This window comes from Pseudobacter sp., assembly GCF_051955275.1.
Lineage (GTDB): Bacteria > Bacteroidota > Bacteroidia > Chitinophagales > Chitinophagaceae > Pseudobacter.
The window spans coordinates 1-26,784 of the sequence record NZ_JBQCGW010000054.1 but is presented as its reverse complement, the minus strand read 5'-3'; the positions used below and the strand labels follow the sequence as shown (position 1 = coordinate 26,784).

The window sequence follows — 26,784 nt, the reverse complement described above, 5'->3', positions numbered from 1 at the left end:
CTTTCCGTATTTTTTAAAGAAAGGTGCCGGTATGACTGTGAAAAGATAACATGGAAAGAAAGTGGCGAAAGCCGCTACTGTTGCACCTGAGAAACCTGCTGTAAGATAACCAATGAATCCTACAGTGATCACTACCGGCCCAGGTGTGATCATAGCAACAGCTACCGAGTCCATGAATTCCTGCTCATTCAGCCATCCATATTCTTTCACAACTCCTCCATACAGGAATGGGACAATTGCCAGCCCGCTGCCGAAAACAAATGCCCCGGCTTTTGAAAAGAAAAAGAATATATCCTGTAATTTTCCGGAGGGCGTATTTGTAATATTGACCTGCAATAAGAACGGGATAAAGAACTGAGCAGTTGTGCCGGTTTTGCTTTTTTTGGAAGCTCCCGTTTTTACCAAACAGTAAAAGATTCCGGCAGCAATGAACAATAGTACATTTTCGTTTTCTGTTATGATGGTGGTTACAGCAGCAACCAGGTAAATGAACCACAGATAATAATCCTTCCCAATAGACTTTTTGGTGAGCCTGGAGGCACTTACTGCTATGATACCGGTCACAGCAGCGCCGATACCGTAAAACACTGCCTGCATCCAACTGATGCCCTGATAGTATTTGTAAGCAATGCCCAGACCGAGCACCATGATGAAAGAAGGCAGTACAAAAGCTAGTCCAACCAGCGTGGCTCCCAGGAGACGATAATGAACATATCCCAGGTATATTGCCAGTTGTGCAGCCAGAGGACCAGGCGCTAGCTGTGCCAGCGCCAAACCTTCCCTGTAATCATCTTCGGATATCCATTTACGCTTGTCTATGAGATCTCGGTGCATATAGCCCACCAACGCAACCGGCCCTCCAAAGCCAATGGTGCCTAATTTCAGAAAATAGAGTACCAGGCTTCTTATTGAATAAGGGGCTGTAACCTGTGATAACCTGTAATTTTTGTTATCCATTTCCAACTTTATTGAATTGGAGACCATTGTTAGAATATGATCCCAAACTGAAAGCCAACCGTCAGGGATGAAGGGAGATCATTGCCGAACCGCACTGGTACAGGAACCGCCACAAAAAGGCTGCTTCCCTTATTCTTTTTAACGATCTTGTTGAGAACGGGTGTAAATCCATACCTGCCGGAAGTTTCAAATGCTGCCCGTGCAGCCAACGTATATCCTTTACCCAATCCAAACAATGCACCAGGGTGAAATAAAAAGTTGTTCATTCTACTGGTGCCGTTCGCAGCCCGGATCAATGGCACAAATTCCATAGAGAAACCGAGTGCAGAGCTTTTCCAGATATTGATGCCGGTTGGCATACCTACAACATAAGACCCGTCGAAATTATAGTGTGGCTTATCGCCGTCTGCAAAAGTGACTACAGGGTGAAGTATTCCAACATAACCTGTGATCTTCGGATAAGTTGTTACCGGTTGTTGTGAGAATGCCTGAAAGCATACCATTGTCATTATAAAACCAGGCAGTAAGTTCGTCATTGATTTATAGTATTGTTTTAGTGAACCACAATACTATTGAGAACCCGGCTGTTAAAATAGAACAGGAATTACTGGTCTTGTACAGGAATTACTTTTCTGGAAATTTTTTTCGATAATCTGATGGGCTCAGGCCGGTTGTCTTCCTGAAAATCCGGGTAAAATGGCTTTGGTCTGAGAATCCTGTAAGGTAGGCGATGTCAGTAAGGGAATAGGAGGGCGTTGCCATTAATTCTATGGCCCGGTCAATCCGTTGTTTACGGATATATTCTCCAAAAGAAAGATTGTCGAAATGCTTGGAGAACTCTCTCGAGAGGTAAGAAGGATTGATATCAAGATCTCTGGATAATTCCTTTAAGGTTAGATTGGTATCGATATGATCCTGGATCAGTTCCTTCAGTTCTTTTGCCCATGCAGGTATTTTCTTCCCATCTTTACTGCTTAGGAATTTTTTAAGTATTTCCAGAAGAAGGTTTTCGTCAGGCTGCTGCGTATGCCGTTCTTTTTGTAAATGCTTCGCCCAGCTATAAAGCCCATCATAGATGAGCATTCCTTTTTCCAATAGTTCTGAATCGTCTGTATGGTTATAGGCCAGTCCGGCAGATATAGCCCATAGACCGGAAGCTTCATCTGCCAGCTCATGCCGGTCTGTATCCGCTCCCCGTACAATAGGGGCCATAGTAAGTACAGCCGGATCGGTGATATTGTGTTTCCGGATTAAATAATCAAAAGTGCATTCATCACCATAATGAGTATACTCTACTCCGGGTATATCAAATGGAATGGCCCCACAAGCATTAGCCTGAGATAAAACCATTTCAAATGGAACATAAATGAATTCTGCTTCAGGATCAATAAAACGACGAATTAGCCAGGGGCAGGCTATTCGGTCAATTTTTGGGCGTGAACGAGTGATCCATTTCATGTCCTGAATTTATGGAAATAAGGTAATATTATTTTAATGTATAACAATAGTTCTTCCTTGCATTACCACTTTCTTCACAATCATTGCTGATAATTGCCATCAAAAAGAAGAAAGGGATAAATTTTCCTCAAAACTGTATCGGTTTTTTGAGTATCCAGATAATAACTCCGTCTTGCTTACACAATGGGCATCAACACGTAAAGTGCCATCCATCCGCTGGCACAGTTTTTTTAACCGGTGTTAGTACAACAATCGAATACAAACTTTTAAAACGAGTGTTATGGAATCATGGAAACTGAAACTGAAAGGAACCTGGAACGAAGTGAAGGGTAAAGTAAAACAACAATATGCTGATCTTACCGATGATGATCTGCTTTACGAAGAAGGTAAAGACGATGAACTGGTAGGTCGCCTTCAAAAGAAAACCGGTAAAACCAAAGAACAGGTGATTGAATGGATTCAAGGCCTGTAGCAGTTTTGCCTGATAGTAATAAACTCTCCATTTATTGAAAGTAAAACCCGTCTATATGAAAAAAATACTTTTTAGCTTATCCTTACTGATCGTTTCAAGCCTGGTATTTGTAGGTTGCAGTAAAGACGATGATCCCGCAGACAATGATCTCTTTGTTGGTACTTACAATGGCAGAATTACTTATACCAATGGTGGTGAAAGCAAATCGAATGACAATGGTAAAGTAACTGTCATCAAAACCGGCAGCGATTATAATTTCGCTTTTTCCGATGGAATTCCTGATCTGAACGGCGTTCGTTTCAGAAAGGATGGCGACAATACCGTTATCTCTATCGATGAAGATGAGGCAAAAGTGATCAGGATCACAGCCAGCAAACTGTCTATTGGTTATGCAAAAGACGGAGCAGTTTGGACGGCGGATTGTAACAGGTAAATTATCGGTAAAATCTTTTTAACAGGCCGGCTCTCTGTTACAGGGAGCCGGTTTTTTGCTGGTGTGACACCAGGCTGCAAAAGAAGCTGACAGAGATCCTGGGGAAACCTGGATCTTAAGAAAATATGCTGCGTTGAAACAGCCTGTTATTCATCATTGATACGTTAAACGCTCAGGACCGGGCGTTTTTTTATTTGAACAACATTCCCTCCAGTTGTTGAAAAATGGGAACCAGCTGCTTCCCTCTTTCTGTCAGATGGTATTCGATATGCAGGGGCTTCTCCGATACCGTGATTTTCTGCAGCAGTTCCATTTCTTCCAGTGTGCTCAATGCAATGGCCAACGATTGCTTATTCGATCCTTTGATCTGTTTCAGCAGGCTGTTGAAGCGCAACGGGCCAGCCAATGCCAACCGGAAGATCTCGGGTTTCCATTTGCCTGACAACTGCTTCAGCAGGCTCTGCGCGGGGCAGGTCTCCTCATTTTGAACTGTCTCCTGGGTAGTCATCTTTTTTTGACTTATTGTGGAAGTGATTGAACAACCGGAATTTTGTACCGCAATACATTTTCAGGTATTGCAGAATAAAATTCAGGAAAAATGTTGAATAAAATTCCTATTATTCTTTCATTGCTTGTCAGCTTCAGTGTGCAGGCGCAAAACAAACCCAGAATGGAATCTACTACCAATCCGTTATTATGCAATCCCGAAACAGGGATCTGTGAAATACCCGGCACCGATACAAATGCAAGTAATGCTATACACGCCGGCAAAAAGCCGGTTAAGATCATTTATTTCACTGACCCGATCTGCTCCTCCTGCTGGGGCATAGAGCCGCAGCTGCGTAAACTGAAACTTGAGTATGGGGATCAGGCAGAAATTGAATACCATATGGGGGGATTGCTGCCTGACTGGTCGTACAACAGCGGAGGCATCAGCAAGCCTTCCGATGTGGCCCATCATTGGGACGAAGTGAGCCTGCATTACAAGATGCCCATCGATGGAGATGTGTGGCTGGAAGATCCCTTATCTTCCTCTTATCCTCCGTCCATTGCCTTTAAAGCGGCACAGCTTCAAAACAACCAGAAGGCTATACAGTTCCTGCGTATTCTCCGCGAACAGGTATTCCTTCAAAAGAAGAATATTACAAAATGGGAAGTGATTGCGGAAGCGGCCGCCAAAGCCGGCCTGGATGCCCAGCAGCTGAAAATGGATTTCGATGGAAAAGCCAACACTCTTTTCCAGGAAGATCTTGCACTCGCCAGAAAGATGGGCGTAAGAGGCTTCCCGAGCATTTTTATTATGGACAGTACCGGTAAATCCGAATTCGTGTACGGATCGAAACCCTATGCTGCCTATGAAGATGGCATCCGTAAAATATTTCCTCAGATTGTAAAAGCCAGTTACCAGAAAGAATGGGAAAATCTATTCAGTTATTATCCAACGCTTACCACCAGGGAATTTGCAGAATTAAGTGAAGTGCCATTCAGTGTGGCTGAGATCATGCTGGAGAAACTGGAGGAGGGGAAAGTGCTGAGCAAATTTGTTACAAAGAATGGCCCGCTTTGGATCCGTATCTAAATAATGATACGCTGTGAAAACAAAAGAAAAGGCCTGCCGCACAGCAGGCCTTTTTGCATGGAGTACGCATGATGCCGTAGTAATCATCACCGGAAACATAAGTTTCATTTGTGTGGAATATTTTATACAATTCGCTTCCAGTCTGAGTTTCAGCTCATTGGCAATAAGTTTGTTAATGATTGTTTACTTTTTCAGAAATGATATCAAAAAGTAAAATAATGAGAATACTTTTGCATCCTCAACGGACCATTGATAACCTTTTCCAGACTATCTGCATTGCATCAGCTCTAAAATCAGTATAGCATGACAGATATGTTTGTGTTCAACTTCCACTATAATAATAATTCCTACAAAGCCATTGCGAACATCTGGAAGAACAGCAATGGATTTTACCGTATCACAGTGATGAATGGAGACCTGGAGCGTCTGCTTTTCGGTAATAATATCGTTTCACCAGATGAAGGCTGGATCAATACAACGGACCATTCCGGCAATGCAGCCCTTAAAGAATTGCAGGAAGCGCTGCTGTCGGCACTGCATGCCCAGCTCCACGAAGTAGAAAAGTTGGCGAGTTAGGGCTGTTCTTACCCTGCTGTTCATCGACGTAAACCGTTTTATGTCTTCCTGATTTCATAAACCGTTTCCCTGACGGGAATTTTGGGGTATGAATCTCAGTACCTACCAGCCCAGCCGGTTACTCCAGCCATATATCGAGAGTTACTCCATGATGGATGTCAACTGGGCAACAGCGCATACCCTGTATCGCAAATGGCGGCTGATCCCTTTTGGCAAGCCATCCATTCTCCTCATATTCGGAGATCCCCATCAATACCGTATCGGCAGTGGTGATGCACCAGCGGCACTTACAGAAAAGGCATTTATTGTAGGGCAACTGAAAGTGCCTGTGTGGCTGGAGTTCAGTGGTCATACCAAAATGCTGAAAATACAGTTCACGCCGGCAGGTATCCGGCAGTTTGTAAAACAGGATATCAGTGAGTTTACCAATAAGGCCTGCATCGATCTGCATTCCGTTTTCGGATATGCTGCAGATTTCCTGTACCAGCAATTGCAGGAATATCCTGAACTGGCCTGCGATATACTGAACAGCTTTTTTGAAAAAAGAATGCTGCCCCGCCTGCACCAGACTGATTATATCAATTATGCAATTGAACAGTTTGAGTTATCGATGGGCAGCATGACCATCACGGAAATTGGAAACAAACTGCCAGTTTCAGGACGTCACCTGGAACGTATATTCAAGAAACATGTTGGACTAACGCCGAATGAATACAGAAAGCTGATACGTTTGAACCAGGCGTTTGGGTACCTGGACAAATACCCCGGGACATCCTTCACAAATTTGTCTCACACCATCGGTTACTATGATCAGGCGCATTTTGCACATGATTTCAAACAGTTCGCGGGGAGCAAGCCTTCGCAACTCCGTTCTTCAACTTCGGAGGAACTATTCGTTACAAATGGAAATTGTTTCAACAGGAACTGTCTTACAACAGGCTGATGCCATAAGCTTCTTCGAGGCGAGACACCATATGCGCAATGGCTTCAGCCGGTGGAGGGCCCTGTGGAGGTGTTACTACCAGATCGTTCTGCGCTGGTATGCTGAACTCCATGAAATAATCCATCAGTTTACCGGGAGTCATGATATTGAGAAACCTTGCCTGGTCGTTTTCAATGACAAAATGATGAGCTGTCATCCTGGGCGCAAATACGGCGTCGCCTGCTTTGGCTTCAATCACTTTTTCACCGATCTGAAACCTGATATTTCCTTCCAACAGGTAAAAGATCTCATCCTCATTCTTGTGAATATGTGGTGGCGGCTCAACTCCACGTGGTAAAGTGATATCAATCATAGCCATTGCCCCGCCTGTATCCTGCGGATTGATCAGCGTTTTGAAATACCCGCCATTATAACTTCTGTAACCGGAAATGATCTTTGGTGATTGCATATTCATTCGTTTTTTGCAGCACAAAGGTCACTGGATCCCGCAACAAAAAATAGTATGAATCCGACCAGTTTCATTTTTCCTTCCGGTTGATTCATGCACCCATTCCTGCCGTTTATCGACGATTACTGATGTTTGTCCACCCCGCTTGTACGCCCCTGTTTTATCCATTCATTTTGCAATTGATCAATCATCAAATCGTTTAAAAATGTTCAGAAAATTATTTACCACTGCAGTGATCCTGCAGTTGCTTACCCTCTGTGTACAGGGACAGGGAATTTTAAAAAGACTGGGCGACAAGGCAGCCAACGTTGGCGGTGATCTTATTATCAATAAAGCAAAGAAAAAAGCGGATAAAGCGCTTGATGGAAAACCCGGTGAAAAAACAGAAAAGCCGAAAACTACCAAAGAGGCAGCCGAAGGAAAAGAAGAAAGTAAAAGTGAAACAAATCCTGCTACCATAAAAGCAGAAAAGAAACTGGCAACTGCCAATTCCAAATTTGATTTTATACCCGGCGAGAAGATTATCCTCTTCGATAATTTCGAACAGGATGCGATTGGCGAATTCCCGCTGAAATGGTTCACCAATGGCAGTGCCGAAGTGGTAAAGCTGGACGATCAGCAAGGCAAATGGATGCAGTTCAATTCCGGAAGTTTTCTTACCCCGGTAATGACCCTTCCGGAAAATTTTACTGTAGAATTTGACCTCTTCCTCAACATGACCACTAAATCTACAGCCGTACTGCCCGGTTTCGGATTTGAGTTCCACGACAGGGGTGAAAAGACAAAACGCCTGGATGTTTACAATTATGAACTGATAAATATGCTGGATATCACTACCAGCTTTCAGCATGATAAAGCTACGGTGCGGGCTGATTCCAGGGAAGAAAAGAAAGTGAAGATCAGATCTGACAATGTGTTCCTTTATGGATTTGCAGAAAACTTCGGTACCGTGGTGCACGTGGCTGTTTCTGTTCAGAAAGAAAGACTGCGTGTATGGTACAATGCCATCAAGGTACTGGATATGCCTTCTGCCGTAGCGCTGCCACATAATTTCAACCAGATGCGCTTTCATGGAGAGAAGACCAGGGAAGGATATCCTGCTTTTTATATCAGCAATTTCAAAGCGGCATCAGGTCTGCCCGATATGCGTTCCAAACTCCTGGAGCAAGGTAAGTATGTAACCAATGGCATCCTCTTCGATGTGAATTCAGACAAAGTAAAGCCTGAATCCTACGGTATCATCAAAGAGATAGCAACGGCCATCAAAGAAACCAGGGATGTGAAGTTCAGGATCATCGGCCATACAGACAGCGATGGTAATGCGGAGAACAATATGGCCCTTTCAAAGAAACGGGCTGCTGCAGTGAAGGAAATACTGGTGAACGAATTCGGCGTAGGGGCAGACCAGCTCAGTACAGATGGTATGGGGGCTACTCAACCAGTGAGCAGTAATTCAACTACAGTTGGAAAAGCTGAAAACAGGAGAGTGGAATTCGTGAAATTATAAACCCGGAACATTGTCGGAAAAAATGAAAAATTCTTTTATCAGTATACATGCGGTATTGTGCTTTTTTCTTTCAATACTGGTTGTACACTTTGCGATTGCGCAAACTAAGATCACGCCTGAAGAGGCAAGGGCCATGGCTGAGGAATTACAAAAAAAAGCCATGTCAGGGAAAATGAGCCCTGCTGAAATTGAAGCATTTAAAAAAAGAATGGGTGTGAACCAGGCACCCGCTAAATCCCCGGCGCAGACTAAAGTGAACCAGGGGATGCAGAAGGTAAGCCTGGCAGGGCTTCCCGCGCAGGTGAGTGGCGCTCCGCTCAAAACATTCGTTAATGGCATGATGAAAAAGATTGAGCCTAAATTATCTAAGGCCCAACGCGATGTGGCAGATGAGATCTTAACAAAGATGGACACCAATTCGCGTTACATCAGTCAGTATGCTGTTTATTTCTATCAACAGGGAGATGATCTGTTGGCTGCTTATATCAGTGGCAGTGCAGTGGCGTTGGATCCGGACAATGACCTGAACACAAATAATTTTGCCACCATCCTTATAGAGTCCGGCGCACCGGCGCATGCTATTCCGGTCATGCGCGGGCTGGTACAGCGCTATCCTAAAACCAATATGTTCCTCAACAATATCGGGCAGGCATTTGCAGGTTGCGGGATGAAGGACAGTGCCATGTATTATTTCATCAAATGTATGCTGGATGAGCCGAAACATCCTGCGGCCAACAAAACTGCTGCAAAGATCAGCCAGTCCAATGGCAAAAAGCAGGACGCCATAAAATATGCAAAGAATGCGGCAGAGGCAGGACTGGATGAAGAAGTTATGGACTTGCTGGATGAACTCGATCCGGATGGGGATCATTACAGTGGCTTTGTGAAGAAAACAGGACTGCCGGATTATTTCAATATGTACAAGATCAGGAAGCCGAGGCATCAGAGGGTTCCGGAAGAATATGAAATTGTAATGGCCGAAAGGGCTGCATTCCGGGAAGAAATGGGGCGTTACAAGGGTGAAATAAGCAAGATCTATAACGAGGAGCAAAAGCTCGGTCAGAAGCAACTGGACAAGGATCTGAAGGAGTTCCAGAATTATGTTTTCACTACAGGCCGTACGCCAGGCGCTATGCCCATTACGCCATTGGTTAAAAAGGCAATGAAGATCTATGTCAACAGGTACATCCAGGTGGATCTGCCTAAAAAGATAAAAAAGCTCAAAGACGAATTTGATACTACCATAGCTGTTGAAACCCGGGCTTACGAGTTTGCTATTCAGAATATCAACCGTGAGTTTGCAGAAAAGAAAAAGCCGTATGACTGTGGAGAAGGGAATGGTGCGGGTTGTCAAATCCTGGAACAATTGACAAAGCGTGAATGCACGGCAATGAATGAAAGGCACAAAGTATACCTGAATGCACTGGCCAATGCAGGTGATAGTTACGATCAGAAATTGAAACAGTATGCCTCAGAGATCTTCTATCATAAATCCAAATGGGGATACCTGGTTGGCATAAACCAGCATCTGGCCAATGCCAATTATTATGCTGCTGCAATTGAGTATCTGACCACAATAGAAAAAATGGTCAGTTATTATCCCACTTCGCCGCATTGTGTGCAGCTTATGAAAAGCCTGGAGAAATTCACTTTTGCCGAGATCATGAAACCTGTCTGCCCCATTAATGTGAATTTCGATTTTGGAGTCATTCAAACTAAAATGAATTGTAAGGAAGCGGTAGTAACACTTGATCTGGGAAAAGCCATCAAGGCAATGGATAACTGGAAACTCCAGTTCAAACAGGATCATGTAAAGAAAAGCACTACATATGCAGTAATACGCGTGATAATAAAGAAAGAGATCAAAGGACCATCGGGTATAGGAAATTTTGTCCGCCTTAATGCAGGTGCAAAAGCAGAAGTTACGGCAACTGCATATGTAACAGTTGACGGGAAAGGGGGAGATTATGGAGTGAAGGCCGCAGCTATGGGAAGCGCCTGGGTGGAAGATCCATTGAATGTACTGGAATCCAGATTACAATCTGAATTCGGGTACGAGGTTTCTCTGGGAGCCAATTCCGGTTTCACACACGGGCCCAAAGGATTGACAGGATTCTTCAATTAAATACATCAGATATGAAAAGATTATTGATTGTAACGATCATTTCAATCAGGGGTCTGTGCAGCTTCGCACAGACCCTTTCTGATAACTGGATTGCCAGCTACAGAAGCAAAGCAGGTATACATCACGTCATCGCTTTATCAAACGGACAGGTAATGACCTGGCAGGCTGGCGGGGAAATGCAGCGGATCGAAGGACTGGAGAATGCCATTCAGGTATCCGGCGGTGAAGAGCATCTTCTTGTGCTGGATAAAAGCGGATATGTATATACGTTAGGAAGTAATGATTATTATCAGTTGGGTGATGCTGACCTGGTGGCAAAGAAAGTAAGGGAAAGCAGCAAGCCGGTAAAGGTAAAAGGACTCAAAGACGTGATTGCCATCAGTGCATTCAGCAATACCAATTATGCCCTGCGTAAAGACGGAACCGTATGGGCATGGGGTAACGGCAATGAAGGATTGTGCGGGGATGGACAAAAAGTAACGTCCGGTATGTACTCTGCAAGCGCTTCCGGAAAGAAAGAGCCGGTAAAAGTCATGGATCTTGATGATGTGGTTGCTATATCAGGACCGATGGCATTAAGGAAAGATGGTTCTGTATGGACCTGGGGAGACGGCTACCAGGGGAGGCTTGGACGAGGTGATGTGAAGTCGGAGAGTGTACCGGCTAAGGTACCGGGCATTGAAAATGCAACTGCCATTTCCGGAAGCAGGAACGGTGGATTTGTTTTGCTAAAAGATGGCACTGTAAAAGCATGGGGTACCAATTACAAGGGCCAGCTGGGCACGGGCATTCCTTCTTCCAAAATTTACCAGGGCTCAAAAGCTGAGAGAAGTCTTATTCCTGTGAGTGTGATCAAACTGAATAATGTAAAAGCTATCAATGCCAGTTCCAGCATTCTGGCCCTTCGTAAAGATGGAACTGTGATGGGATGGGGTTGGGGCGAGTTGTCTGCACTGGGCCCGCTTGGCGGTGATGTAACGTCCACCCCTGTGCATGTACATAAGCTATCCGGTGTGAAGGCGGTGAAGGCTGGCAATGGAGCGGGCTTTGCATTGCTGAATGATGGAACCCTGGTAGGCTGGGGATCGCAAATGGTGGCCACAGGTGTTTACAAGCATTCAAAAACGGTGATCACTATAAAGAAACTGGGCAGCCTGGCCCCGCAATAAAAAAGCTGCCGCATGGGAACATGCGGCAGGATGTAAAAAATCAAATCGTAATCCTTGAATTCCAGTCACTGTTACTGGAATTTTTTTATGCCTGTGAGCGGTGTTATTCGTTGTACAATACGCCTACGCCTTCATAGAAGAAAGCAGGGAAATTAATTGTGAGGCTTCCTTTGTAGGCTCCGTCGTAATCCTGCGTGAGCTTCAATCTCAGAGGTTTTCTGGCGCCACCGTTGAGGTATATGGCGGTAAGCGTATATCTGCCGATGGGAATATCCTGCAGTTTTCCGTAAGAGGGGGTATTGGGCAATCCGGGGCGCATGGTGAGCACTTTGCCATCAGAGCCATCGATCAATTTGCCGACGGGCGTTAAGGTGTATTCCACATTTTCCGGATCAGGAATATAGAAATTCACATCCGAGTTGAGGATGATGCTTGATCCATAATTCCCGGCGCCACCATACATCGGACCGGAAAGTTTCCACTGAAAATTCCTGACGGCGCCTTCATTGCTGAAAGTTTCGTCATTATCTGCATGCATTGGCAGGCTATAGGTAATGCCATTAAACACCACATCATGGTAGGCGCTTGCGCGATAGGCTCCAACGATCCCTATCTTGATCTTGTAAAGTCCATTCGCATCCGTTTTACCAATATGGGAGTTGGAGGCGCCCGGCAACACGTTTTCGATGGTTACTTCAACATTGGCCAGGGGTTTGCCTTTTGTGTCTACCACTTTACCGGTGGCATATCCTTTTTCCGCGGAAGCATTTGTTCCATCACCACCCTTGCCTTTTGAGCAGGATGCCATTGTCAACAGAACGCAGATCGCGTGTAGTACGAATTTTTTCATTTTGTTTTTTGTTTCGGTGTAAAATTATCAGCGCGGATCTGCCTGTTCAAACAGCGTAGATAGACCAGGGCTTTCGTTGACATATGAAATACATGGGCGACGAACGGCTATTCCGGTTATGTGTAGTCCAATGCTTTTGTTCGTCGCTTGATTTTGTTCCGCTGCCATGTGTAGGCTACTCTTGCGTTAAATTATCCCCATGAGCATAACTATCGTGAATCCCCTGATCAAAGATGAAGTCACTTTCACCCAAACTGCTTCAGCCACCAATGGCAGAACCACCGCCATGCTGGTGAAACTGATGCCGGGTGGTGGTACACCTATGCATTACCACCGTAATTTTGATGAAACCTTCATTGTACTGGAAGGGGAGCTGACAGTTGCATTGAAGAACAGAACGCTGGTACTGATGGAAGGACAGGAATATACAGTGAAGAAGCGGGAAGTGCATTGTTTCCTGAATCAGTCGCAACAGGAAGTAGTTTTTACCACCATTATCAGGCCAGGCTCGAGAGGTTTTGAACATGCGCTCTGCATCCTCTACGGGCTGGCGGCTGACAAGCGTACCAACAGCAAAGGAATACCTACCAGTATCCTGGATCTGGCTGCTGTATCAAAGATGAGTGATATGCGGCAAGCCGGCGCGGGCAAGGCTTTATGGCCATTGATCACGGTGTTTGACCTGGTTGCCCGGATGACAGGAGTCAAAAAAAGACTGATAAAAAAATACTGCAATTATTCAGGGATGTAATTCATCCCTGCATCCGGATTGAATTTCTGATAGCAGGCCTGCTTGTAATTCCTGCCTACAGGGATCTTGTTCCCTGCTATCAGGATATGATTTGGATGATAACCCTCGGCTTTATTAACGGGAATGATATAACTGCGATGTATGCGCATGAACTCGCTGAGGGGCAGCAGTTTTTCCACCACACTGATCTTCTGCTTGGTCATGTATGTTTTATCGGATGTAACTACTTTAATATAATCCTTCATGCTTTCTATCCACAGTATGTCCTTTGTATTCACTTTTATCAGGCGGCGTTCTATCCGGAGATATAAGAAATGTGTGGAAGGCTTTGGTGCTGATACTTCGGGCGCATCCAGGTTCCCTTCATACCTGTCGCCGTTGATCAGTTGCATCACTTTGTCGATAGCCCTGAGGAACCTGTTGAGCGGAATGGGTTTGAGCAGGTAATCCACTGCATTGAGATCAAATCCATCGATGGCATATTCCTGGAAGGCGGTGGTGAAAATGATCATGGGCGGGTTCTTCAGGCTGCGCACCAGGTCGGTGCCTGAAAGTCCGGGCATCTTGATATCCAGGAACAGCAGGTCTATCTTGTTATTCTGCAAAACCTGGAAAGCCTTGATGGCATTGTTGCAGGTATCGATCACTTCTATTTCGGGAATATTTGCCGAATATTTTTTAATGATCTCCACTGCATGGGGCTCATCATCTACTATCAGAGTACGGATAGTCATTGTGAATTTTTATTGCTTGCTATTAGTGGTACGGTCATTTCTGTGATGAAACAATCTTCTTCATCGAACCATTTGAAGGTATGCATACCCGGGTACAGGAGTTTCAGTCTTTGCTGTACGTTGGCTATTCCGATCCTTCCCTGGTGTTTCTTCCCGTCTGTTACCCCGGCTTCCGGTTTGCTGTTACTGATCTTTAAAATTAACTGATCCCCCGCAATATGGATCTCGATATTGATCCACGGCGAATCCACGGTTTCAGCGGCGCCATGTTTGAAAGCATTTTCAACCAGGGGAAGCATCAGCAGGGGCGCGATCTTCAAGTGGGGACTATGACCACTGATGTTCACGTTCAGTTCCAGCCGCTCCTCATAGCGGAGTTTTTCCAGTCTGATATAATCATTCAGCACTTCAATATCCCTTTTCAGATACACGTGATCGGTATTGCATTCATACAATACATAACGTAAGATATTGGAAAGTCCGAGGATGATCTCCGGCGTTTGAGGGGCATTGTCGAGCGAAAGCGCATACAGGTTGTTGAGCCCGTTGAAAAGGAAATGCGGGTTCAGCTGTCCTTTCAGGAAATTCAGTTCGGCCTGCAGGGCAGCCTGCCTTCTTTCATGCCATAAGATGAAGAGCTTGATGGTGATGGCAATCCAGACCACTACATTGCTGCGCTCGATCGCGTTCACGAAATCGGTTGGGATGACCAACTGTCTGGTCCAGGGTAACGACAGTTTCTCCCAGGTAAAGCCGTCATTCCTTGCCTTATAGAATTTATAAATGTAGGGATCTGAAATGAAGATCTCGTTGAGCCTGTAAATGACAGCGATCAGCAGGCCTGTTATGAGGGCTGCAAAAAACGCCTGCAAATATTTCCCACGGAAAAAGAACCTCGGCAGCACAAAATTCGAGATAATATAATAATACAGGATATGTACCGGCAGCAGCATCATTATCACTACCACTCCCAGCTCATAACTTTCGTAGGCTGTGCTGTAAATGAAAGTAAGCAGGCAATAGGCGAACAGCCAGAATAACAGGTGTCTGATTATGGGGTGTCTGAAGTTCAAATGGGATTTTTTCGATGATCACGAAGATAAGGTTCGATAGGCTTTCCCGGAGCTTCGGTAGACGAAAAAGGGGTTCCGGCGATGAACGGAAGGAACTGGCACCTGGCAAATTGGTCCTGATAATTGATAATAACGGTAATTTTACGCCGGAAAACGGCCGGGCCGGCCTGGAAAAAATACACCGAATGAAGATCATACCGTTAAAAGAAGGGAACTATGCTGTAAGCAGGATCAAGGAATTCACCTTACTGGAAGAAGGTGGCAATGCAGAGTACACCAAAATGGCTGTAACACCATTTCTGGTGATAACGGAGCATGATCATATCCTGCTTGATACAGGTCTGCATCTTACACACCATCATGAGCCGCTGATCTATCATTGCCTGAAAAAGGAAAATATCAGGCCCGAACAGATCACTAAAGTATTGCTTTCACATCTTCATAAAGATCATGCGGATGGAGTTGGACAGGTAACTGAACATTCGTTCCAGTGTAATTTTCCCGGTGCCACTATTTATATCCAGCAACGTGAGCTGGATTTTGCCTTGCAGCAAAAAGACAATCCTTCTTACAATCTTCCTATGCTTGAAAAGCTTCACCTGCTTCCAAATATTGTTTGGATGCAGGAAGACAGCGGGAAGATCACTGACCAGGTATCTTTTGAAGTAACGGGAGGGCATTCGCCTTTTCATCAATCCTTCCGGATCGAAGAAGGGGGTAAGACTGCTTTTTATGGAGCCGATAATCTTCCATTGAGATCATACCTGAGAATGCCTCTCGCCTATAAAACAGATTATGATGGAAAGAAGGCAAAGGACCTGCGGCAGCAATGGGAGAAGCAGGCCATTGCAGAACACTGGACAATCCTCTTTTATCACGATATGAAAACTCCGCTGGTGGATTTTTAAATGGCTGAAGTGTTTGTATTGCGGCTACCCGCAAAGGTTTCATACGATCATACATAACCATATTTCCCAGAATAAAAAAAGGAAATTCATAATTACGGAAATGCCTAACCGTGATCGTTACCTGAATTCGGTCAATCTTTTTGTCGTCGCTTTTTTACTGTCATGAATTGGTAATTTGTTTTCGCCAGAAATCTTTTCTTACGAAAAACAGTCCAAATGAAAATTCAAAAAAGCGCAGGCGTTGTGTTGTGCCTGGTTGCTGTATCGGTATTAATTGCTGTATGCAACAACGAAACAAAGCCGGAAACAAATCCCGGAAAAAACGTTACCATCAAGCCGGTTCCACTGCCAGTGATCGTTCCGGGTTTCAATTTTCCCGAAGATTCAAATACCATTTATGGCTGGATGAACAACTCATCCTTCAGGTACAATTATGATTCCGCCAGCGTGTACAAACATGCCTGGGGGATCTGGGCGGGCCTGACCTCGCAAACCAGTGAAGTGTATGCAGGCGATACCTTGCTTGCTTATGAAACATGGCTGGGCATCACGGATATCCGTGAGCAGATCATCAAGGGCAATACCGGTTGTGAGAACATTCCAAGGGCAAGCCGCGCACTGCTCACGGTGCCGCATCAGTTTGGCCATCACCTTAGCTTATCCGACAGGCGCAGTGCATTGATGGAGGAAGCCAGTACCACAGACAGGCTGCCCAATTTCTGGGTGACCGTTTCCTATGATCCCAATGCAGCCTGCTTTGCCACAAAAAATCAGATCCTGAAACAATCAGTGCTGAACAGTTACGCAAAATCAGGTGGCATCGGTAATATCCCTGCCTTCCCCAATTCCAGCATTACTATCAAGCCTACTTATTTTGTAGGGGAAGAGAGCGATGGGAAGATCCTGATCCCTGTGTGGGATAAACAACCGAAGGATACCCTGCAGGGTTACGGGTTCAGGAAATGGCCCAAATGTGTGTACGTTGATGTGAACAATCAGCAACAACCCAATAAAGTGGCAGTACCAGTGGATAAGATATCCAGCAACCCTGATTCAATTGCGGCTGCCACTGTGAACCTGAATGACTTTATCCATTTTAAAGTGGATTCTCTCATGGCCTGGCATATGAACAGGTCCGACAGTACGGAAGGTGTATCAGGAAATAACAAAGCCAAAGCCGGACAGGTGGCTATTCTCATTTGCATGCACGTTGGAACCAAAGAGATCAGTAACTGGACCTGGCAGAGCTATTACTGGGCGCCGGATCCGGCCGTTCCCCAGTTGCCCAGCTCCAACCTGGCGGCCAGCCTGAGGCCAGCACAGCTGCAGGGCGCTGCTTCGCACTATGCAGTGACAACTGCTTATGCGATGGTGTTGCCGAATCAGCCGGTCACGGGAGGCACCAATACCGGTGTGATGCCCATGTTCGCTTACAACCCTTATTTGGAAGCAGGTTTTCATGGCACTGCTCCTGAGAGAGGAGCGGACTTCCAGCTTCCGAGCGTGTTGCTGCCCAATATCAAGCAGTATGGAATGCAAACCAATTGCATGAGCTGTCATGCCATGGCCACGCAATCCAATGCACCGGGATATACCACCAACCAGTATATCAGCATGGATACAACCATGTTCAATAACCAGGTATTGCTTGATTTTGCGTGGAGCATCCAGGGAAATATGATCCTGGATGCAGGGGCAGCGGCCAGTAAGAAATAGGCATGAGTACATCTGCATAATCAGTGAAGGCCCGCAGCGATGCGGGCCTTTTCATTTTCGAGATACAAATTTGTATATTTAATTTTGCAGAAAGCGTTCCATCATTAAATCAACAATATGAACCCTAAAGTAGATGCATACATAGACAGGGATGAGCAGTGGGGAAAGGAAACGGAGAAGATGAGAAAGATCATTCTCGACTGCGGCCTTACTGAAGAGCTCAAATGGGGCCAGCCTACATATACTCATAATGGCACGAATGTATTGATCTTACAGGGATTCAAGGAATACTGCGCACTGATGTTCCTCAAAGGGGCATTGTTGAGCGATGCCAATAACCTGCTTTATAAAATTGGTAATGCACAGGCCTCCAGGCAACTCCGTTTTACCAGCGCGAAAGAGATCACACAACAGAAGGATATCATCAAGGCATATATCTACGAAGCGCTCGAAGTGGAAAATGCCGGACTGAAAGTGAAAATGAAAGAGACATCGTAATACGAGGTCCCTGAAGAGTTTCAGACACGACTGGATAAGAAACCTGCTTTGAAAAAAGCATTCGAGGCATTGACACCCGGACGGCAGCGTGGATACCTGATCTATTTTGCGCAGGCAAAACTATCAAAAACCAGAGAGCAGCGCATAGAAAAATACATACCCATGATCATGGATGGGAAGGGATTGAATGATTAAGCCTGGTTAACGAAACAATTGTAGGAAGCCGTTGATGCAGGATTGCTGGTTCCTGCCTGCTGCGAGGAAGCTACCAGCTCTTTATTTTTCATACCCCAGTTATTCAACTGATCTATGATAGGCACCACGGATCTGCCTGCTTCCGTGAGCGTATATTCCGTTCTGAGAGGAAAACCGCCGAATATCATCTTCTCAACAATACCATGCATTTCCAGTTCTTTTAACTGCATTTCGATGACACGCTGTGGCGCTTCGCTGATATAGCGGGCCATTTCACTTGGACGTGAATATCCATGAGCAATAGCATCGATGATGCAGGGTTTCCATTTGCCTCCGAAGATCTTCATCGCTACAGTAATACCGCATTCCAGGTTCTCAGGGATCTTTCTCATCGCTTTTCTTTTAAAGTTACTGCTTCTAACCTGAGCAGGGATACTGAAAATTTATTCGGTATGCTCTACTGCCCCGTTCAGGTAAGTATCCGTAACACCGAATCTGAATTCGGTTATTGCCTGAAAGAAGCCCTTGCTGGAAATTTGTACAATGGAAAATCTGCAAGGGAAAAGAAGAAGGAAGGAAATAACCGGCATTATTGCCGGCATCGCCGTGCTCATTTTATCTTTTTACTTTCTTGGTATAAATCTCCATTTTTTCAGGATGACCCCGGAAGATCTGGGCAAATACCTGGATGTAAAATGGATCATTCTCCTGCATATAGCAGGTGGAGCGGTAGCGTTGATCACCGGGCCGTTTCAGTTCTGGGACAGGCTGAGGTTAAGGAATAAACAGCTTCATCGCAGGCTGGGATGGGCGTATTGTGCCGGTGTTTTCGTCAGCAGCAGCTGTGCTATCTGGTTGTCTGCCACTACTGCCTTTCAGGTCAACTGGGCCTATGCCTTCTCGCTGCATGTCTGGATCGGGGTCTGGATACTCTCTTCGCATATTGCGTTGATGGCCGCCATAAAGAAGAAGTTTGTGTTGCACAAGGAATGGATGTGGCGAAGTTATATCGCCACGCTCGCATTTGTAGTATCCGCCACGTTGTTGAAATTACCGGTAGTGCAACAACTTGGGACCTTTGCGGAGATCGGACCATCTTTCTTCTGGTTGGGCTGGGCTGTGCCGATGTTCCTGTACGAGGTAAGCAGGTCCTATAAAGCAAGGAAATAATCCAAGCTTATTCTAATTGTTGGAAATGGTACATAAGCTCATAGTATCCTTTGTCCCTTTCCTGTAATTCAACTTTAATCTCGGCGCCGCTGAGCGGATCATCGATACCAAAACGAGTGGAGGCCTCGTCGAACCAGGGTACACTTACTTTGGATTTGAATAGTTTTCTTATTCTTTCAAATTCTGTTTTTGACGCAGTATAGTTTTTAGTGTACAGCAATGTATAGGTCAACGTCCACACCTTTCCGTGTGAGGGCAATTCATTCATGTTGTTATTGATCCCGATAACTGAATAACCTGGAACATTGGCCGGGTCCCTCAGGTTCTTATCAGTAAGAGAATAATATCCCTTGCTATATCTGTCGGGCGATGAAAGTAATTTAGCGGCACCCTGACAATGGGCAACAAATTCATCCAGGCTCAGATATGGCCTGAACCTGTATTTCTGCATGATGGAATCGATATATTCATGGACCTCCTGCTTTTCTAATGCCAGAGCCTGTTTTGCATCCAGCGTATTCTTACTGGTGAATTCGCCACTGAGCATATTGATGAACACACTGGTGGTATTCGATTCGGATACTGTCACTTTTTTAGTGATCACCTTGCCATTGAACTTGAAGCTTACTTCATAATTACCTGCAGGGATCTTATCTGCTGTCCATTGATCCCTGGTCTTTGCCAGGTCCTTCACTCCTTCAATCTGTGGAATGGTTATATTGATCTCGATGGGAAGGGACTGAATGATCAGCTTGCCGGTCTGTATGGCTGCTTTTTTTTCAGATTCTGCACTATTGCCTGATTCTGAAATTTCCACTGTGTGCTTGCTGAAGGGTTTTACTGTATAGGCCAGCACTTCACCTTTACCAACCGTGATGGTCTCTTCGTAGGGAGTATACCCCTCCTTAACAACCCTGATGGTATTATTACCGGGCGTTACGCCTTCAATGATGCAGCCTTTGAGCTCGGCGGTGGTTTTGCATTTGAAGGATCCGTTAAGATACACGGAAAGCCCGGGTTCTCCTTTAACCTGCACATAACCGTTTTGTGCAATGGCAAACTGGCAAAGGATCAATCCGATCCAGAAAAGCAGTTGTTTCTTCATATGGGTACATATTAGGGTAGGATAAAGATATCCCAATATGATAAAATATCAAAGGGTATCCGCTGGCGTGTATTACGCCTTCTGCTCAGCCTGGTGAAGTGGACGGAAAACCTTCCAGTCGATATAAAAAGTACCGAAAGGAATGAAACTAGACAGCAGCACGATCCAGGTGGTCTTCATGAATTTCCATTTCTGCTCAACGCCCACTGAGATGGCGCCGAAGACAAAGAGCACAAATAGGGCGCCGTGGATGGGGCCGATCACCTGCACCCAGGTTGGGTCTTTCAGCAGGTATTTTACCGGCATGGCAATAAATACAAGCACCAGCAGGGAAACACCTTCGAGGAAGGCATAGAGGCGCAAACGGCCGATGGAACTGGAGAAATACTTTTTCATACGCTAAAACATTCGGATGTACGGCCTATTCACCAGGGGTGAGAAGGGCCAGGGTATTGCAATTAAAATGAGGAGCAAAGCTACTGCAAACCAGATCAGCATCGTGCTGAACTTTTTCCGGTCTGTCATTTCCCGCTTTGCTTTGGCTGAACCGATCGTCAGTATTACAACAGCTGATAACATAAGTACCAGGTGAAGCAGTGAAAAGAACAGGTAATCGAAGGCCAGCAGGCTGCTCTTGTTTTTCCAGAAGGCCTTCACCACCGGGCTCCTGAAATAAAGGATCATCCCGATCACTAACTGTATATGGGCGGCAGTGGCCGTCCAGTGACGGACCGCATTATCCTTTTTGCTGAATGACCGGTTTTTAAAATAGCCGGTAGCAGCCAGGTAAACAGCATACAATAGCAACACCAATACAATCCATCGCACTATCGAATGCAGGATGAGCAGGGTAATGTACATGAGAACAGATTTACAGACCGGCACAAAGCTAATTCAAAAACATACTAACTGGTATGTTTTTAGGTAAAAAAATTATCGCAGCCCTTCGAGGTAGGATTTCAATTCTTTCAGCCAGGGTTTATAGGCTTCTTTGCTGTTGCTGAGCTTACCGAAGTTGCGGATGCCCCAGTAACCGCTCATGATGAAGCGGATGACCTGTTTTGAATTCACATCCTGACGGACTTCGCCCCGTTTTTTTCCGTTCTCCAGCGTGGTGATCATTAGTTTCTCCCAGCGGCTGGTCAGGTCTTCCAGTGCTTCGCTGAACAGTTTATTCCAGGGCGCCATCTCCTGCGTGAAATTGGAGGCCGGACAGCCATATTCCACTTTGAGGAATTTATCCTTCATCAATAAATGATAAAGAAGATTGTAAATGGCGTGCAAAGGATCTGCTTCTTTTTCCAGTGGCTCGATGAAGCTCCTGGTCAGACTGGGCTTCAGGATCTCATTGATGATGGCGAGGCCCATCTCATCCTTGCTTTTGAAATGATAATAGAAAGCACCCTTGGTAACCTTTGTAGTGGCGATGATCTCATCCACACTGGTCACCTGGTAACCTTTCCCGTAGATCAGTTCAAATGCCTTTTGCAGGATGGTCAATCTGGTGGCTTCCGCTTTTTTCATTTATAAGATACCGGTTGGTATGTATCAAAGGTAAATGAGAAAGGGCAAACCATGGATATGGCCTGCCCTTTTTTATCCCGCTATGTATGTTTATTACTTAAAACACGTCTTTGCAGAGCTTTGCCATGGCAATACAAACCGGTACAAAAACCAGTGCGAATGCTAATGATAATGCAAAGTACTTGTAAGGGCCCTTGCCTGCTTTTTTGAAAGGCGCCAGGAAGATCAGCACAACAATAAAAACCAGCAAGGCAATCACCAGGTTAACGCCAATGGTAATACCCGTGTACAATACACCGAACAAGGCAGGCTGAATGATCACGCCGGAGAACAGTCCATAGAGTGCGCCGGAAATGAAAGTGCAGACCAGCATCAGCAGGGCATATTTCAATCCCTTTTTAAAATGATACGTAAAATATTTTCCGAAAGGAAGTTCCCTGATTGCCTCCAGTTCCTTCTCTTTCAGGGTGGGCCTGGGTTCCACGTAGGTGGCCTTTCCTGCCTGCTTTTTGTACCGGGGCCACCATATTATGAAACCGGTGATGAAGAGCAGGAGGGGGATCAATCCGCCGATCAGCGCCAGTATCCGCGTAGGCATGCCGCCGAAGGTGCCATAGTGGATCGGCGTGAGCCAGGTGAGATAGGAGTTGCCGATATTCGGGAAGTCCTTTTCACTGAAGAGGTTGATATTACCGGAGTACTGGTCAATCATCATCATTACCCTGTTGCCTTCCTTACTCGGGCCGGGTGATTTCATATCAAGGCGGTACACCATTTCTTTTGTGGTGGGGATGGCAACACCCAGCACTTCCGCCTCGGGCATTGTTTTGTAAGCAATGGCGGAGGCTTCAGCCAGTGTGATGGGTTTGGCTCCTTCCACATATTTGGATTGCTGTCCGAAGATGGTGGCCACCGATTGGGGCGATTGGCCATTCAGTACAAACAAGGACCCGATGAACACCGTGCTGAAGGTGATGGCAAAACCTGAGATGCAGAGCAGGATCACAACAGGAGCGGAATACAACCCCAGCACATTGTGCCAGTCGTAGTTCTGCCGTTTGAAACTTGCTTTGAAATTCACGGTCATCACGGCCTTCCACTGTTTCCATTTTTTATACTGAGCCGGCACCCATAGGCGCAGGCCGCTGATGGTGAGGATCAGCATGCACAAAGTGGCGAAGCCAACAATATACCTGCCCACCACCGGTACCAGCAGGGTGCGGTGGATCTCCATGGTCATATGGATGAAGGCGCTGTGCTCAAGCCGCTTGCCGGCCAGTTCACCATTGTATGGATTGATGAAGAATTCTTCCTCTTTCGCAAAATTGAAGAAGCGGTATGTGGCATTGGGGTTGTTCTCGTCGGCCACCATCGCATAATCAAAATGCATCTCAGGATATTTCTGCTGCACCAGCGGAACGATCTCCTGGATGCTGAAGCGCTTTTGTCCTTTCATCGACTCAAACAGTTCTTTGTTGAGTGCGATATCTATCTCATCCTGGAAAACGAGGATGCTGCCTGTAAGGCCCACCACGCAAAGGATAGCGCCGGCAATGATCCCCAGATAGAGATGCCATTTGCCGAACCAGCGTTTCTGGTGACGCGCCCATTGTAATCCTTTTTTGTTTGCTGAATTGGACATTGACGGGGGCTTAGAATTTTACAGTCACGGTTCCTATCAGTTGCCTTCTCATCTGCGGGATATAGCTGTTCCATCCCATCCAGTATCGCTCGTCGGCGATATTGTTCACCTTGATCCCCAAACGGAACCTGTTGGCATCGTAGGTAAGGTGCGTGCCGATGATGGTATAGTCGGGAAGGATGAGGCTGCCGTCGTTATTGCTGTTGAAGGCATAGGATTCACCGGCATAGTTGATGCTGAGACCGATGCCGAAGCCTTTCAGCGCTGTTTTAGTGAAAGTGTAGTTGGTGAAGAAGTTGGCGGTGCTGTAAGGACCGGAACCAACGGGCCTGCGGCCCATTACATCCGTTTCACCTTTGATGAATCGTACATCATTGTATCCGTAACCAAGCAGAACGGTCCAGCCGATCACAGGGTTGGCGGCGATCTCCGCCTCTACGCCCTTGCTTCTCTGATCTCCGTCCTGGATATCGAAGATGGGATCATTGGGATTGGCGCGGATGATATCGTTCACGCGGATATTGTAATAGGAAACACTGCCGCTGAGTTTGTTTTTGAAGAGACTGTACTTCACACCAAATTCAGTCTGGTTGGCCTGTTCAGGCTTGAAGGCATTATTGTACTGATCGGCTCCGAACTTGTTGGTGAACCCGTTCTGGTAGTTGGCAAAGAAGGTGAGCTTGTCTTTGATTGGCATTACCACCAGACCGAATTTCGGAGAGAGTTTGGTCTGGTCTTCATCCAGTTCTTCGTTCCTGTAATTATCTATCCGCAGACCGGCAGATACCAGGATATAGTCGGTGATATTGGTAACGTTGTTGATATAAGCGCTCATTACACCGAATTTCTGGTAGTTGATGAATTTCTCGGGAGGCCTTGTGGCAAAGGCATTCAGCACATTGGCTTTGTTGAAGTCGCCCATTTTGGGGGATTGTCCGTCAACGGAAACCACATCGAAGAGATCGGGGTAAGGTGCTATGCCGAAAAGGTAACCGGTATACCTGTTGTACATCACATCGGTTTTATAGTGCGCATAATCCAGGCCGATCACAGCGCGGTTCCTGATCTTACCGAATGTATAATCGCTTACGAAGTTCTGTTGAACGTTGAAAGTATTTGTCTGTCCAACCGGATTCCATACCATGCGGCCGAGGCTGTCGTGGCCCGCTGTACCGAATGTTCCTGTGCGTATGAAACTGCTGGCGTAGTTAGGCAGCAGGTATTGATAAGAAGTGTAGCCGTTGTTATTGCTGCTGCTGTAAGTGATGGCTGTCTGTGATGTCCAGTGTTTTGAGATCTTATAGCTGGCGTCAGCAAAGAATGCATTTGAGTTGGTGGTGGCGTAGAGATCGTTGTTGAGGAAGGAGCGGTTGTAATCTGTTTTCAGTTCATCCACCCTGTCTGTGCCGAATGCCTGTTTGAATGTTTTAGGCGCCTGGCTCATCACTCCGGCGATCTGTTGCGGGTTATAACCCTGTTGTGCCAGCAGGCCTGAAATAGCATTATTGATCAATGTTGGCGTGAGCACGAACATGAAGTTCCCGCCATTGCCGTTGCCTTTTGAACCTACGAACTCCGCATCGAAGTTGAGGTTGAAGCGGTCATTTGGTTTGTAGAGGAAGGAAGGCGCAATGATATAACTTCTCTGGAAGCCTGCATCCTGCCAGCTGTCCTGGTTCTGCCCGGCTGCATTCAATCTGGCGGCCATCTTGCCGGGCTTGATCACATAATTGTAATCAACGGATGCGCGGTACATATTGTAACTGCCATATGAAACATCTGCATAACCCTGGTTCTGGAAACCGGGCTTCTTGGTTACGCGGTTCACCAGGCCTCCGTAGGAAGTGATGATGCTGCCGAACATGGTGGCTGAAGGTCCTTTGATCACTTCGATGGCTTCCAGGTTGGCGAGATCCACATTGGTATTAACTATATTGGGAAGGCCGTTCCTGGCCTTGGTTACAGTCTGAAATCCCCTGCTCACGAAGAAGGAACCACCGTCAGGGCGACTGGTTGCATCCCAGAGCTTGGTCATGCCCACAGCGTTCTTCATGGCATCTTCCAGTGTCATGGCGTTCTGCTTGCGCAGGGTAACATTGGAGATGGTGTTCACGATCTGCGGCGTTTCCATGGCAGAGAGGTTGAGCTTATTGGCGGTAGCTCCTGCGCGGTTCATGATCTTATTGGTTTCCACGATCACTTCCTCCAGCTGGCGCGGAGCATGCTCGATGGTGAAGTCGAGCTCCGTTTTGCTGTCTGCTGCCAGGGTGATGGATTGTGTTTTGCGGATATCGCCGGTATAGGATAACTGGATGGTGTAAGTGCCGGGTTTGATGTTCCGGAGATTGTATTCACCATTGTCATTGGTAGTGGTACCCCAGCGTGTGTTCAGCAGGGTTACACTGATGGAGCTGACTGGCTGGCCATTGGCCGCCGTAACTTTTCCATGTACTGATGCGTTCTGTGCGAGTGATGGGATTGATAATAGTAGAAAAAGAGCGAAGAGGGTCTGCTTGCCATTCATAAATACGTGTCGTTTGTCCCGCAAAAATAGAGAGAAAACAAAGTTGGGCTTACGACATATGGAAATCCTTTTCCGTCAAACGGAAATTTGTATTAAAAAATGGTTTAGGGTGGGGGTTGGTGAAACTATTTTGTTGACGTGCTATCTGAATTAGGGGCTTTGTTGATCAGTTCCATGAACTGGTCCAGTTTAGGAGTGATAATGATCTGTGTTCTCCTGTTCTGGTTCTTGCCCGCATCGGTAGCATTGGAGGCGATAGGATTGTACTCACCGCGTCCGCCGGCTGTAAGCCGCTTGGGATCTACAGCATAATTATTCTGGAGGGCTTGCACCACTGAAGAGGCACGGAGGGCACTGAGGTCCCAGTTGTTGCGGATATTCGGCTGGCTGATGGGCACGTTATCCGTATTACCTTCGATCAGTACAT

The 26,784-nt window shown here is 46.0% G+C and carries 29 protein-coding genes and 1 pseudogene; 14 read left to right on the top strand and 16 right to left on the bottom strand.

The genetic code is table 11. The features are described from left to right. The 3 genes from ACTHMC_RS05475 to ACTHMC_RS05465 all read right to left on the bottom strand — a co-directional run. Positions 1-957 (bottom strand): chromate transporter (locus tag ACTHMC_RS05475; protein WP_440411553.1); only part of this gene is annotated, 957 nt, incomplete at its 3' end. A gap of 29 nt (positions 958-986) precedes the next feature. Then, complete coding sequence (locus ACTHMC_RS05470; protein WP_440411551.1) at positions 987-1,493, bottom strand: hypothetical protein; 507 nt, start codon at positions 1,491-1,493, stop codon at positions 987-989. Between the two features lie 88 nt (positions 1,494-1,581). Next, entirely contained in the window at positions 1,582-2,415 is an 834-nt protein-coding gene (locus tag ACTHMC_RS05465; RefSeq protein ID WP_440411549.1) for a chromate resistance protein ChrB domain-containing protein, read from the bottom strand. A 280-nt stretch (positions 2,416-2,695) separates the two neighbouring features. Between ACTHMC_RS05465 and ACTHMC_RS05460 the strand changes: the two genes are divergently transcribed. Together ACTHMC_RS05460 and ACTHMC_RS05455 are read left to right on the top strand one after the other, a co-directional pair. After that, on the top strand, positions 2,696-2,887 hold the full coding sequence (locus ACTHMC_RS05460) for a CsbD family protein (protein ID WP_440411547.1): 192 nt from the start codon (positions 2,696-2,698) through the stop codon (positions 2,885-2,887). A gap of 55 nt (positions 2,888-2,942) precedes the next feature. Then, positions 2,943-3,320, top strand: a complete 378-nt coding sequence (locus ACTHMC_RS05455; RefSeq protein WP_440411545.1) for a hypothetical protein — start codon at positions 2,943-2,945, stop codon at positions 3,318-3,320. Positions 3,321-3,510: 190 nt separating this feature from the next. Here ACTHMC_RS05455 and ACTHMC_RS05450 read toward each other — a convergent pair whose 3' ends face one another. Next, positions 3,511-3,828, bottom strand: a complete 318-nt coding sequence (locus ACTHMC_RS05450) for a winged helix-turn-helix transcriptional regulator (protein WP_440411543.1) — start codon at positions 3,826-3,828, stop codon at positions 3,511-3,513. 90 nt (positions 3,829-3,918) lie between these two features. Here ACTHMC_RS05450 and ACTHMC_RS05445 point away from each other — a divergent pair, with 90 nt between their 5' ends. The 3 genes from ACTHMC_RS05445 to ACTHMC_RS05435 all read left to right on the top strand — a co-directional run bounded on the left by ACTHMC_RS05445 (position 3,919) and on the right by ACTHMC_RS05435 (position 6,418). Next, positions 3,919-4,899: a ClpXP adapter SpxH family protein gene (locus ACTHMC_RS05445; RefSeq protein WP_440411541.1), complete on the top strand. Its 981-nt coding sequence runs from the start codon at positions 3,919-3,921 to the stop codon at positions 4,897-4,899. Positions 4,900-5,202: 303 nt separating this feature from the next. Then, on the top strand, positions 5,203-5,475 hold the full coding sequence (locus tag ACTHMC_RS05440; protein ID WP_440411539.1) for a hypothetical protein: 273 nt from the start codon (positions 5,203-5,205) through the stop codon (positions 5,473-5,475). Between the two features lie 88 nt (positions 5,476-5,563). Further along, positions 5,564-6,418 carry a helix-turn-helix domain-containing protein gene (locus ACTHMC_RS05435; RefSeq protein WP_440411537.1) on the top strand — a complete coding sequence of 285 codons (855 nt, stop codon included), beginning with the start codon at positions 5,564-5,566 and terminating at the stop codon, positions 6,416-6,418. Here ACTHMC_RS05435 and ACTHMC_RS05430 read toward each other — a convergent pair. Continuing rightward, on the bottom strand, positions 6,405-6,866 hold the full coding sequence (locus tag ACTHMC_RS05430) for a cupin domain-containing protein (RefSeq protein ID WP_440411535.1): 462 nt from the start codon (positions 6,864-6,866) through the stop codon (positions 6,405-6,407). The genes ACTHMC_RS05435 and ACTHMC_RS05430 overlap by 14 nt on opposite strands. 205 nt (positions 6,867-7,071) lie before the next feature. Between ACTHMC_RS05430 and ACTHMC_RS05425 the strand changes: the two genes are divergently transcribed. The 3 genes from ACTHMC_RS05425 to ACTHMC_RS05415 are packed head-to-tail and all read left to right on the top strand — an operon-like array spanning position 7,072 to position 11,667. Next, entirely contained in the window at positions 7,072-8,373 is a 1,302-nt protein-coding gene (locus tag ACTHMC_RS05425) for an OmpA family protein (protein WP_440411534.1), read from the top strand. A gap of 22 nt (positions 8,374-8,395) precedes the next feature. Continuing rightward, positions 8,396-10,498 (top strand): tetratricopeptide repeat protein, encoded by a 2,103-nt coding sequence (locus ACTHMC_RS05420; RefSeq protein WP_440411532.1) that lies wholly within the window; start codon positions 8,396-8,398, stop codon positions 10,496-10,498. Positions 10,499-10,509: 11 nt separating this feature from the next. Then, positions 10,510-11,667, top strand: coding sequence for an RCC1 domain-containing protein (locus ACTHMC_RS05415; protein ID WP_440411530.1), 1,158 nt, complete (start codon positions 10,510-10,512; stop codon positions 11,665-11,667). A gap of 103 nt (positions 11,668-11,770) precedes the next feature. Here the strand turns inward: ACTHMC_RS05415 and ACTHMC_RS05410 are convergent, their stop codons facing one another. Beyond that, positions 11,771-12,517, bottom strand: a complete 747-nt coding sequence (locus ACTHMC_RS05410; RefSeq protein WP_440411528.1) for a carboxypeptidase-like regulatory domain-containing protein — start codon at positions 12,515-12,517, stop codon at positions 11,771-11,773. 199 nt (positions 12,518-12,716) lie between these two features. Between ACTHMC_RS05410 and ACTHMC_RS05405 the strand changes: the two genes are divergently transcribed. Then, entirely contained in the window at positions 12,717-13,268 is a 552-nt protein-coding gene (locus tag ACTHMC_RS05405; RefSeq protein ID WP_440411526.1) for a cupin domain-containing protein, read from the top strand. On the opposite strand, the gene ACTHMC_RS05400 is transcribed toward ACTHMC_RS05405, so the two are convergent. Continuing rightward, positions 13,253-14,002, bottom strand: coding sequence for a LytR/AlgR family response regulator transcription factor (locus ACTHMC_RS05400; RefSeq protein ID WP_440411524.1), 750 nt, complete (start codon positions 14,000-14,002; stop codon positions 13,253-13,255). The genes ACTHMC_RS05405 and ACTHMC_RS05400 overlap by 16 nt on opposite strands. Next, positions 13,999-15,075, bottom strand: coding sequence for a sensor histidine kinase (locus ACTHMC_RS05395; protein WP_440411523.1), 1,077 nt, complete (start codon positions 15,073-15,075; stop codon positions 13,999-14,001). The genes ACTHMC_RS05400 and ACTHMC_RS05395 overlap by 4 nt, the downstream gene beginning before the upstream one ends. Positions 15,076-15,260: 185 nt before the next feature. Here ACTHMC_RS05395 and ACTHMC_RS05390 point away from each other — a divergent pair, with 185 nt between their 5' ends. The 4 genes and pseudogenes from ACTHMC_RS05390 to ACTHMC_RS05375 all read left to right on the top strand — a co-directional run. Then, positions 15,261-15,983 carry an MBL fold metallo-hydrolase gene (locus ACTHMC_RS05390; RefSeq protein WP_440411521.1) on the top strand — a complete coding sequence of 241 codons (723 nt, stop codon included), beginning with the start codon at positions 15,261-15,263 and terminating at the stop codon, positions 15,981-15,983. 216 nt (positions 15,984-16,199) lie between these two features. Further along, positions 16,200-17,699: a hypothetical protein gene (locus ACTHMC_RS05385; RefSeq protein ID WP_440411519.1), complete on the top strand. Its 1,500-nt coding sequence runs from the start codon at positions 16,200-16,202 to the stop codon at positions 17,697-17,699. A gap of 117 nt (positions 17,700-17,816) precedes the next feature. Beyond that, entirely contained in the window at positions 17,817-18,197 is a 381-nt protein-coding gene (locus ACTHMC_RS05380) for a DUF1801 domain-containing protein (protein WP_440411518.1), read from the top strand. A gap of 12 nt (positions 18,198-18,209) precedes the next feature. Further along, a pseudogene (locus ACTHMC_RS05375) lies at positions 18,210-18,392 on the top strand (YdeI/OmpD-associated family protein); the annotation flags it as partial. On the opposite strand, the gene ACTHMC_RS05370 reads toward ACTHMC_RS05375, so the two are convergent. After that, entirely contained in the window at positions 18,389-18,784 is a 396-nt protein-coding gene (locus ACTHMC_RS05370; RefSeq protein ID WP_440411516.1) for a winged helix-turn-helix transcriptional regulator, read from the bottom strand. The pseudogene ACTHMC_RS05375 and the gene ACTHMC_RS05370 overlap by 4 nt on opposite strands. Before the next feature lie 151 nt (positions 18,785-18,935). Here ACTHMC_RS05370 and ACTHMC_RS05365 point away from each other — a divergent pair, with 151 nt between their 5' ends. Further along, on the top strand, positions 18,936-19,562 hold the full coding sequence (locus ACTHMC_RS05365) for a DUF2306 domain-containing protein (protein ID WP_440411514.1): 627 nt from the start codon (positions 18,936-18,938) through the stop codon (positions 19,560-19,562). 7 nt (positions 19,563-19,569) lie between these two features. On the opposite strand, the gene ACTHMC_RS05360 is transcribed toward ACTHMC_RS05365, so the two are convergent. The 7 genes from ACTHMC_RS05360 to ACTHMC_RS05330 form a co-directional block, all read right to left on the bottom strand. After that, positions 19,570-20,667: a PEGA domain-containing protein gene (locus ACTHMC_RS05360; RefSeq protein WP_440411513.1), complete on the bottom strand. Its 1,098-nt coding sequence runs from the start codon at positions 20,665-20,667 to the stop codon at positions 19,570-19,572. Between the two features lie 72 nt (positions 20,668-20,739). Then, a complete protein-coding gene (locus tag ACTHMC_RS05355) occupies positions 20,740-21,063 on the bottom strand; it encodes a DUF3817 domain-containing protein (RefSeq protein WP_440411511.1) in 324 nt (107 codons plus the stop codon). Positions 21,064-21,066: 3 nt separating this feature from the next. Further along, complete coding sequence (locus ACTHMC_RS05350) at positions 21,067-21,528, bottom strand: hypothetical protein (protein ID WP_440411509.1); 462 nt, start codon at positions 21,526-21,528, stop codon at positions 21,067-21,069. 72 nt (positions 21,529-21,600) lie between these two features. Next, the gene (locus ACTHMC_RS05345) at positions 21,601-22,191 is read right to left on the bottom strand and encodes a TetR/AcrR family transcriptional regulator (RefSeq protein ID WP_440411507.1); all 591 of its coding nucleotides are present in this window, start codon (positions 22,189-22,191) and stop codon (positions 21,601-21,603) included. A 97-nt stretch (positions 22,192-22,288) separates the two neighbouring features. After that, entirely contained in the window at positions 22,289-23,833 is a 1,545-nt protein-coding gene (locus ACTHMC_RS05340) for a PepSY-associated TM helix domain-containing protein (RefSeq protein WP_440411506.1), read from the bottom strand. 10 nt (positions 23,834-23,843) lie between these two features. Further along, positions 23,844-26,357, bottom strand: a complete 2,514-nt coding sequence (locus ACTHMC_RS05335; protein WP_440411504.1) for a TonB-dependent receptor domain-containing protein — start codon at positions 26,355-26,357, stop codon at positions 23,844-23,846. 125 nt (positions 26,358-26,482) lie between these two features. Beyond that, a partial coding sequence (locus ACTHMC_RS05330; protein WP_440411502.1) for an OmpA/MotB family protein occupies positions 26,483-26,784 on the bottom strand: 302 nt, incomplete at its 5' end.